General features: G+C 56.5%; 10 protein-coding genes. 5 read left to right on the top strand and 5 right to left on the bottom strand.

Annotation, left to right across the window (positions count from 1 at the left end):
* Positions 1 to 290: 290 nt before the first annotated feature.
* Both draG and EK22_RS21395 read right to left on the bottom strand, forming a co-directional pair.
* On the bottom strand, positions 291 to 1184 hold the full coding sequence (gene draG / locus EK22_RS21390; protein WP_036254252.1) for an ADP-ribosyl-[dinitrogen reductase] hydrolase: 894 nt from the start codon (positions 1182 to 1184) through the stop codon (positions 291 to 293).
* Between the two features lie 22 nt (positions 1185 to 1206).
* A complete protein-coding gene (locus EK22_RS21395; protein ID WP_036254255.1) occupies positions 1207 to 2043 on the bottom strand; it encodes an NAD(+)--dinitrogen-reductase ADP-D-ribosyltransferase in 837 nt (278 codons plus the stop codon).
* Between the two features lie 55 nt (positions 2044 to 2098).
* Between EK22_RS21395 and EK22_RS21400 the strand changes: the two genes are divergently transcribed.
* From EK22_RS21400 to EK22_RS21410, 3 genes are all read left to right on the top strand, one after another.
* Positions 2099 to 2824 carry a glutathione S-transferase family protein gene (locus EK22_RS21400; RefSeq protein ID WP_020157298.1) on the top strand — a complete coding sequence of 242 codons (726 nt, stop codon included), beginning with the start codon at positions 2099 to 2101 and terminating at the stop codon, positions 2822 to 2824.
* Positions 2825 to 2873: 49 nt separating this feature from the next.
* Positions 2874 to 3626: an HAD family hydrolase gene (locus EK22_RS21405; RefSeq protein WP_036254257.1), complete on the top strand. Its 753-nt coding sequence runs from the start codon at positions 2874 to 2876 to the stop codon at positions 3624 to 3626.
* A gap of 239 nt (positions 3627 to 3865) precedes the next feature.
* Positions 3866 to 4474, top strand: coding sequence for a calcium-binding protein (locus tag EK22_RS21410; RefSeq protein ID WP_051962016.1), 609 nt, complete (start codon positions 3866 to 3868; stop codon positions 4472 to 4474).
* 134 nt (positions 4475 to 4608) lie between these two features.
* On the opposite strand, the gene EK22_RS21415 is transcribed toward EK22_RS21410, so the two are convergent.
* The 3 genes from EK22_RS21415 to EK22_RS21425 all read right to left on the bottom strand — a co-directional run bounded on the left by EK22_RS21415 (position 4609) and on the right by EK22_RS21425 (position 6699).
* On the bottom strand, positions 4609 to 5031 hold the full coding sequence (locus tag EK22_RS21415; protein ID WP_036254275.1) for a UPF0158 family protein: 423 nt from the start codon (positions 5029 to 5031) through the stop codon (positions 4609 to 4611).
* Between the two features lie 205 nt (positions 5032 to 5236).
* On the bottom strand, positions 5237 to 5380 hold the full coding sequence (locus EK22_RS25380; RefSeq protein ID WP_235209471.1) for a hypothetical protein: 144 nt from the start codon (positions 5378 to 5380) through the stop codon (positions 5237 to 5239).
* A gap of 122 nt (positions 5381 to 5502) precedes the next feature.
* Positions 5503 to 6699, bottom strand: coding sequence for a bestrophin family protein (locus EK22_RS21425; protein ID WP_235209472.1), 1197 nt, complete (start codon positions 6697 to 6699; stop codon positions 5503 to 5505).
* 308 nt (positions 6700 to 7007) lie between these two features.
* On the opposite strand from EK22_RS21425, the gene EK22_RS21430 reads away from it, so the two are divergent.
* Both EK22_RS21430 and EK22_RS21435 read left to right on the top strand, forming a co-directional pair.
* Entirely contained in the window at positions 7008 to 7694 is a 687-nt protein-coding gene (locus EK22_RS21430; protein ID WP_036254266.1) for a hypothetical protein, read from the top strand.
* A 9-nt stretch (positions 7695 to 7703) separates the two neighbouring features.
* The coding region (locus EK22_RS21435; RefSeq protein ID WP_036254269.1) for a DUF6531 domain-containing protein at positions 7704 to 9007 on the top strand (1304 nt) is incomplete at its 3' end.

Below are 9007 nucleotides of genomic sequence, written 5' to 3' on the forward strand. Positions count from 1 at the left end.
CTGTCCCTTTGGCAACGCGCTGCATCCATGCAGCGCCCCTTCGGGCTGTTCTCGCCGAAAGCTGCGGTGCTCGGCGCGGCAAACGGGATAAAATCGTCCATGCCTAACATCAGTTAAGATAAAAAACTTTATGATTCATTAGCTGCTATTACGCAGCTTTAGGGCCGAATTCATTTATGCCCTATGGGGTACTTGTGCCCTATGGGTATTCGCACTGTGCGGATAAATCCGCACCTACACCGGAAATGCATCCGCGCACTTGAGGAAGTTATTTTATGCGCATTCCTTAATTAATCCACAGTTCTTCCAGACTGATTCAGCTTCAATAAGGCATCGGTCTGCCGCTTTAGGGTCCGGCTGATAGCCGGCTCCAGCTGCGCCAGCCAGCGCGGCGGAATGGCATCGATGCCGTAATGCGCGCCGGCCAGCATGCCGGCCAGCGCGCCCGTGGTATCGGCATCCTCGCCGCGATTGACGGTTTCGGTCACGCACGCTTCGAATGAATCGGTATGAAAAAAATAGTGCAACACGGTTTGCAGCGTATCGACGATATAGCCGCCGGCCCGGCCCGGATAGGGATCGAATTGAAATTCAGGGTGCGCATCTATCAAGTCCTCGGCCTGTTGCCGGCAAGGCGCGATGCCGTCGCCCGCAAACAAGGCTTGCAGCATCCGCCCCAGGCACAACGTCCCCGCATCGGACAACGGATGGTGATGCGTGAGATGGCATTGCTCCAGGGTTTGCCGCTCGAATGCCCGCGCGTCTCCCAGGGTTGCGATCGCGACCGGCAGATTGCGCATGCAGGCGCCGTTTCCGGCTTCGGCTTCGTTGACCGGGCCTGCCAGCGCCCCGGTTTTGATGTAGCGCCGGATGCCGCGGCGGCAGGTGTTGCCGATATCGACCGGCGATGATCGCAGCCAGTCGGCGAACGCGTCGGCCACGCGCGTCAAATCCCAGCCGCCGCTGTCAATCATGGCCTGGGCCAGAGCAATCGACATTTCGGTATCATCGGTAATCTGGCCGGGTCGTAACGTCAGCCAGCCGCCGCCGATTATGTCGCGATGCACGCCATATTCGGCACGAATTCGCTCAGGCGTCATAAACTCCACGGTAGCGCCCAGCGCATCGCCGCAGGCTAGGCCCAGATAAGCGCCCAGAGCGCGGTCCTTAAGCGTCAAGTTCATTCTGTGTATTCTCCTGTTTGTCCTAATAAGACACCCGCACCTGATAACTGCCGCCTATCACGAGATACTCGGACTCTCCGCGCAAGGTATGCCGGGGCAGCAGGTCATTGAAAAACAGCAGTTTCACTCTCGGCACCCTGGCTTCGATGATGTAGTCGCCGAATTCGCTGGCCCGGCTGCGGCGATCGGTAAATGAAACGATATTATTCAGGCGCAGGATCATGCGGTGGCCAGCCATTTTTTCCCGCACGCAGTCCTCGGTGAATTTGTTGATGCCGCGGTACAGCGTCATGTGGCTGCCGGCCGGCGTGTTGAAGCGCGTCGCGACCCACTGGCAGAATTCGTACAGCAAATCGAGCTGCAGATAGATGCAGTTGTTGTGATAGCGGCTGTTCATTTTGTCCTGAATATACGCCATCCAGGCCTGGGTGGTGAAACCGCTGATCGGCGCCTTGTGATAAGTCGGCAATAGACCGAAGCGGCTTTCGACCCAGCCCTTCAGTACCGCGCTCTGGGCGTTGTTGGAGTCGAAGCCCCAATCCTGCAACAGGCTCAGGTAACTGCTGCGAAACCGCCGCCGGCCCTGGGAATCGACTTTAAGCCGCTGCTCGTCCTCAAAACCGAAAACCAGGCTCATGTAATCCTGAAACACGGCCCCTGCCTCCGCCACGGTCCGCGCGCCGGCCAGTTTATCGAACAAGCCGGCATTGGCCTCGCGGGTTCCGTGTATGTGCAATTCGCAAGGCTGTTCGTTGAAATCGGCACTGGCCAGCCACGCCGTGGAAATACCCAGCAGATTGGTGCTGTGGCCGGTGAATGCAATATTGCGTTTCAAGGTGTTATTATTCACAATCGTCATCCGATCCCTGCAACTGATGGGCCTAATAGTACATGCAAGTACCAGGAAAAACACCATGCTGACTCTCTATCAATTCCCTATTTCCCATTATTGTGAAAAAGTGCGCTGGGCGCTGGATTACAAGAAACTGGATTACCGGACCATCAACCTCCTGCCCGGCCTGCATCGATCCAAGGCCATGAAACTGAGCGGTTCTTCCTCGCTCCCTATCCTGGTCCATGACGGCAAGGCCGTCAGAAATTCCAGCGACATCATCGATTATCTGGACCAGCAGTTCCCTGAATCGTCACTGACCCCTGCCGATCAGGCGCTAAAACAGGAGGCCCTGGACTGGGAAGCATTCGCCGATGAACAGCTGGGAATTCCGGTCAGGATGGTTTGTTACAATGTCTTGCTTGACCACCCGGATTTGCTGATGCCGATATTTACCGCGGGCGGCCCCTGGTACGGACGCTTTATCATGCCGGTTCTTTACCCGAAACTGAGTAAGACCATGCGCAGCAAGATGAAACTCGATCAAAGGACCTCGCAAATTGCCCTCAAACAACTCAGCCGGGCTGTCGAGAAACTGGATGCCCGCCTGCAAGGCCGGCAATTCCTGGTCGGGGACCGCTTCACGCGGGCCGATCTGGCCGTTGCGTCCTTGCTGGGGCCGCTGCACAAGGCCGAAAAATACGGTGTTGCCTGGCCGGGGCAGTTCCCCGAAGCCCTCGAGAAGATCAGCGAGGGCTTTGCCGAAAACAAGACCTGGGTTAAGCGCCTGTACGCCGATCACCGTTAATCGTTCAGGGCCGCAATTACCGCTTACACGACTTTAAAACAACAAACCTATGAACAACTCCATTATCTATGCGCTTGATTTCGACGGCGTAATCTGTGACAGCGCGGTCGAGACCGCGATAACGGGCTGGAAATGCGCAGGCCAGATCTGGGACGATATGCCAGGCCCCGTGCCGCCGTCGCAACTGATAGACCAATTTCGCCAGGTGCGGCCGATCATCGAAACCGGTTATGAAGCGATACTGGCCATGCGCCTGCTGCACCTGGGCGAGACAACGGCCTCGATCTATACCGACTATGCCGGCAAAACCCAGGCCCTGATGCAGGCTGCGCAAGTCGATGCCGGCGACCTGAAACAACGTTTCGGCGCAACGCGCGATGCCTGGATAGAGACGGCGCTGGCCGACTGGATCGATATGAATCCGTTATTCTCCGGCATCAGCGAAAGGCTCCAACGGCTGGGACAACAGGGTATCTGGTATATCATCACCACCAAGCAGGAACGCTTCGTCAAACAAATCCTGAAAGCCAACCGGATTGAACTGCCGGACGCGCATATTTTTGGCCTGGACCGCAATATGAGCAAGCAGGAAGTTCTGAAGAAACTGCTGGAGAAACATTCCGGACAGCCGATTCATTTTGTCGAGGACCGGCTGCCGACCTTGCTGAATGTGTTGAAAAACGACCAACTGGCCGAGATCAAGCTCATTTTCGCCTTGTGGGGTTATAACACCGACGCGGACAAAGGCGTCGCCGCGCAAAATCCCTTCGTCTGCCAATTATTGGAAAATTTTCTGGCATAGCACATCCGAATGCCGCATCCAACGAGTTGCGGCATCAATTCCTCCGCAATTTAAAAAACCTCATTTTTTATCAAAAACTGTGTCATTTCACCTATTGACCAGGGCATATGCCACAGCAGTATATTATTAAAAAATAAACTTATAATAAATTCAATTACTTAAGAATGGCACAACTTCTGCTATATCACCTGTATCCAAACAACTGTTTGGCCGTATTGACTCCATTTTTGAGGTATTGAATGAAAACTAAAATAATGACCGGCTGCGCCTTGACTTTAATGCTGACAGCCCATTCCGCAACCTGGGCCGCCGACATCAACTGTGCCGATCCCTCCTCCGCACCCGCTGGCAAAATTCCTATGTGCAACGGCATTCCGGCCACTTGCGTCGGCACGGGCGAGGACGATTACATTATGGGAACGGATGGCGACGACGTCATCTACGCCGGCAATGGTAACGACGAAGTCTACGCAGGCGAAGGCGATGATGTCATCTGCGGCGGTAACGGCGATGATATGCTCGACGGCGGTAACGGCGATAATACGTTATTGGGCGGCAATGGCGACGACTATCTTTCAGGCAGCAAGAGAGCCGGCGACATCGATCATCTGATTGGCGGCAATGGCGATGACACGCTGCACGCACATCCGGGCGACGATATGCTGTCCGGCGGCCGTGGCGATGATTTCCTGGGCGCGGGCCCTGGAGATGACACGGTATCGGGCGGCCAGGGCAATGACTTTCTGGGCGGCGGCCCCGGCTCCGACATCCTGGACGGCGGCACCGGCACCGATACCTGCATGACTGGCCCGGCCAGGGATGCAGACACTGTGAGCAACTGCGAATAATTCCGCAAAATGAGCCCTCGGTGCAAGCCGAGGGCTATCTCTTTCTATATTTATAGCGCGTATTACCGCGCCGCATTTTGAAAACTGGGACGACTGAAGTCGCGCCCCACATGATTGAGTCCATCTACCCGCCACTATTCAGAAAATTCAACATCATTTTCTTCGCACCATTCCCGTATGGCGGCTGTTTTTGAGTCCTCTTCAAACCGGTACCAATCATCCAGAAGCCCCTTGCGCTCGGCCCAGTCCTTAAACCTTGCGTAGGCGCCGCGCTTTCTGAACATATCATGTACCTTGTCGCTTTCGGACGGACAGTATTCGGCGACGAATACCTTGACCAACCTCACGCCAAGGTCCAGTTCATGCTTGTGCGGCAACGGGAGATATTGGGCTGAATCATCAACATCATCGGGACAATTCGCCATCTCTTCGTCATAGTAGGGAGAACGGATAAATATTTCCCCACTGTCCAGCGACAAAAACGCCTCGCTATCGAGTCCCGGATCAGCACTGATGAATTCAATGCTATCTATGATTTCAGACAGTTTTACAGCCATGGCTGTTCTCCATTTGTTTTGCATCGGAAAATGGGCTGATTATCTATCATTTCCACGCTCTGCGAAAATAATGAAAGCCCCGGCTTTTGAATGGCAAAAAACTTACATGACTGATGTTACGCAGCCAGTTGAAGTTAGATCGATTTAATAAAGTGTCGCTAGCGCGACGGTTGTTTGAATCGGGTTTATCGCACCCGAAGGCGAGTTACTTTCTTTTGCGCGGCCTCGGCAATTGCTCCTGCATTGCTCTACCTCCTGCATCCATGCAGTCGAAAAGAAAGTAACCAAAGAAAAGGCCGCCCGTTGCCGCTTTTTCCTTGCGCTCCTCGCTTTCGCCAAGGGTTGCCAAAAGGGACTCCTGTCCCTTTGGCAACGCGCTTCATCCATGAAGCGCCCCTTCGGTCTGTTCTCGGCGAAAGCTCCGGTGCTCGGCGCGGCAAACGGGATAAAATCGTCAATGCGTAACATCAGTTACACGACATAAAATCCATTAGGCGCAATCGTCTTGGGAATGTTTTTTTCAAGCAGTAACTGCCTGATGTTTATTTCGATGGTTCGTGCGATGGTCGTAATCGCTATGTCAGTCGGGCGGTTGGAAAATGGATCCTGCAAGTGTCTTGCCGACTTTTCAATCAGAAAAAAAGTTGAGGCAATAATCATAAGCAAAGGTATTTCATAAACACCAATACTCTCTACCAGAGCAATAGAGAGCGAAATTAAAAAAATATAAATGAAAAAGTGTAAAAATTTTCTGTAGGTAACCGGAAATACCGTATTCGCAATTCTTTCCGCTTTCCCCATTGAATCTCCAAGCCGGCCGATAGTGCCTTCCACCTGTATTTGCTGAAAATCGTTTAATACATCGAGCTGGTGCAATGTTCTCAAATCAATCCTATGACGCATCAGCAGATACAGCGGTTTATTGCTCTGCGCTTTAAGCGCGCTCAGTTCGTGAGCGGCAACCAGGCCGTCCAGGTTCGCCATGGGGTCTTGTTGTCTTAATGACTGGCCCAGGCTGTAACACCAGCCTATCTGCCGATACGCCATTTGTCTCACAAGCGAATCGATATCCTGCTCTTTCAGTTTCTCGGCGGCTATAAAGCCGAGCAATTGCAACACCAGCATCCGTGAGTCATTGACAATCGAGCCCCAGATTTTACGCGCTTCCCACCAACGGTCATACGACTGGTTGAGTTTGAAGGCCAGCAACAAGGCAATACTCGTGCCTAACACCGTAACAAGAGATATCGGGATGACAGGCAAATGCTCGACGAAAAAAATTTTTATTGTGTGGAATACCCCGGATATGACCAGCACCACTAACAGATCATATTTGACCTTGTTAAACAAATAACTTAATGGAATCTTCGTATCTAGCAACATATCATCGCTCTGGTTGAAAAGGTTGGCGGCGCGGTTGGAAAACCCTGTACAGCCTGCATGATGGACGCTACAAGCTGCTGTTTCACTGTAAAGTAAAATCTTCCGCTTTACCAACGTGGACTTCCAGGCCGGGAGGAAATTCCCCGACTCGGTATGTATGAAGACGCTTCCGTACCCGGCCGCGCACTGAGGATCATCCAAGCGTCGTTGCTTTCCGGAGCATCTGCCAAACCACGCACGATTCCCGCCCCTCCAATTTCGCATGGCAACCTTCCCAGGCCACAAATGAGGCCGCTCGGGTAAATCGCGGCCTTTTACAGAAGCGCTACAGCTGACTGCGGAGCCGTTGACAGCACCTCACGATGACGGCCGATTTTCAGGGTTTCGCGCTCGTGAAACAGCTGTGGGAAAACTACCTTACCATCAGTCTGTATCCGTACGGCGAGTGCAATTACCCTTTTTAAATTGCCAAATTTGAGCTAGACTAAAAAGCGCTATCGACCCGAACCTTATGGACAACACGTGATGGACAACACCTCTCGGACCTCCCCAAACGCCCCGCTCAATAAGCTCTTATTCCCGACCGCTCCCGCATGCTGACGATCCAACCCCATCAGCTCAGCCTGCTCGACCAGCACCAGGAACAGCGATTCCGCGCCAGCCTGTGCCGGCATATCCAGCAGACCTATCCGGCCTATGCCCGGCTGTCGCCGGTCACGCTGACGCACCTGATCGGCTTCGGCCTGGCGCGGGCGCGCTGTTACGGCTTCACCTGGCAAGCCAGCCTGGGGGCGTTCGTCTACCTGATGGCGGCCGTCGCGCCGGAGTTTGACCGGCACCCGGCCATCCATGCGCTGCTGGTCAATACCGCCCTGCCGGTCGAAGGCCGTCTCGCGGCCCTGACCGAGCGGCTGCCCCCGGGCGTTTGGACGGAAGCCAGCCGCGCAGCCGGCACGATAGGCTGGTTTCTCAGCCAGGACAGCTTCGGTCTGGACCGCCCTGCCCGCATCGGTCTGGCCCTGGCCAACGCCTTGCCGGACAGCGCCGCGCTTTTGGAGGAGGAGGCGCTGCTGCCGCGCGCGCTCAAACGCGCCGAAACCCGGGGTTTTCTGAGCGAAGATGCACAATTCGTATTCGCCGCCTGCGGACTGCACTACGGCGAGCAGTTCGAACACCAAGCCCCTTGGGCCAAGGGACTGTTGACACCGGCCTTGACAGTGGAAGCCCAAACCGCCTTGCTGAGGGTGCGGCTGGCGCTGGATGCCGGCATCTGGTTATAGGAGATTGCAATGCAGGAAGAAGCGTTTGGTTATCCCACAAAATTCAGAAAACAGCTTGCCAGGAATCTCCTGGAGCGCGCCAAGGAAGGCGTCGATGGCGCCATGGATCTGGGCAAGGCCGGCTATCACCTGGCGACCGATCCGGCCTACCGGGAGCAAGCCTTTGAAACCGCCCAGGAGATGGCCCAACAGGCCGGCAACCGCATCGGCCACGCCATCGATGATCCCACCGGCACCCTCAACGAGATCAAAGACGGTGCCGCCTCCGCCTGGGATAGTTACAAAACGGCGAGAGCCCAGGCCGCCGCGGAAGGCCGCCTGGCCGAGTTTGACGCGCAAACGGCCTCGTACGTGCTGACCGGCGCCGTCCCGGCCAGCCAGATCGGCAAGCTGGGCAAGGCGGGCGAACTGTTCGCCAGAACCGGCAAGCTGGACAAGGTCGAGGATCTGGCCAGCGCCGAACAACGCGCGGCCCAGGCCGTTCAAGCCGGCGCCGCCTTGCCCAACCAGGCGCCCGGCAGCATCGTACGCTGCCCGCTGGAGCCGCCGGACAACCCGGCCGCGCCAAAGACGTCTGCCAAGACCGGCCGCTCCGCCACCGGCCAACCCACCCTGAAGGCCGCCGACACCTGCACCAGCGGCTGTCCGATCAGCATGGCCACCGGCGAGGAACTGCTGGCACTGACCGACTTCACCTGGGACGGGCCGCTGAGCCTGCCCTGGACGCGCTTCTACCGCAGCGGCCAGAGCGCCACGGACCTGCAGCTGGGCCACGGCTGGCTGACGCCGCTGGACGAGTGGCTGGACGTCTCGGACACGGCCGTCGCCTTCCACGACCGCGAAGGCCGCACCATCGAACTGCCGCTGCCCGACCCCGGCTCCGACAGCCTGAACCTGCCGGAGCAGCTGCGCCTATACCGGGAAGCCGGCCATTTTCGCCTGGTCAGCGCCGGCCAGCCGGACCGCCTCTTCCAGGGCGAGCACGGCCGCTGCCGCCTGCAGCGCTGGCAGAACGCCGCCGGCCAGTCCATCGAGCCGGTCTACGACCCGCACGGCCAGGTCCAGGCCCTGAAGGCCAGCTGGGGCAAAACCCTGCACATCCAGCGCGACGGCCGGCACATCGTCGCCATCGGCCCGGCCACCTTGGGCGAGCAGGGTTGGGAATTGGCCGCCACGCCGTTCGTGCGCTACCAGTATGACGAACACGGCGATCTGGTGGCCGCGCTGAATCAACTGGACCAGGGCGAGACCTACGCCTACCGCCAGCATATGATCACCCGCCGCACGCTCGCCACCGGCTTCAACTTCCGTTT

Origin of the sequence: Methylobacter sp. BBA5.1 (assembly GCF_000746145.1) — a bacterium.
In the GTDB taxonomy this organism is placed as follows: domain Bacteria; phylum Pseudomonadota; class Gammaproteobacteria; order Methylococcales; family Methylomonadaceae; genus Methylobacter; species Methylobacter marinus.